We start from the raw sequence: 526 nt of genomic DNA, 5'->3' as shown, positions 1-526 counted from the left end.
AGCAGATGCGTGAGGTACGGCAAGTTCTCTTTGACTATACAACAGATAATGTTGAGGAGTTCAGTTCCGAAATATCCACGATAGAGGACAAGCAGGAGCTTATTAAGCTGAAAAAAGTGCTTATCTCTGCCCGTGACTGCTGTAATGTAGTCCGCACCTTTGGCGATGATGAGCTGAAACAAGCCTTTGCAAAGCTCGAAATCACAAGACTTCCCGAAATGATACGAGAAGTTCAGCGACAGATTGACACGATAAATCAAAAAGAAGCCTTTGACAGCGATGACTCCACAAGACAGCTTATCAATGAAGCAATGCAGGACATTACCTTTAATTTCTCAAAGATCGGTGATGAGGAATTGCAGATGGGCTTCATGAGCAAAGAGGAGTTCCACGAAAAATGGCGCCGGACGATACAGTCCTTTACGGAGAATATAGACCAGGACGATCCCGAATTTATCTCCATAAGAGAAGCGTTTATGCAGAGATTCAAGGAGTTCGGCTTCGCATTTGATAATATCCATGAAGT

1 pseudogene is annotated in these 526 nt (G+C 43.5%); it reads left to right on the top strand.

From position 1 onward, the window contains the following. A pseudogene (locus CUS_RS02365) lies at positions 1-526 on the top strand (type I restriction endonuclease subunit R); the annotation flags it as partial.

The sequence above is a fragment of the Hominimerdicola alba 8 genome (assembly GCF_000178155.2).
In the GTDB taxonomy this organism is placed as follows: Bacteria; Bacillota; Clostridia; order Oscillospirales; family Ruminococcaceae; genus Hominimerdicola; species Hominimerdicola alba_C.
This window is presented reverse-complemented; position numbering and strand designations above follow the sequence as displayed.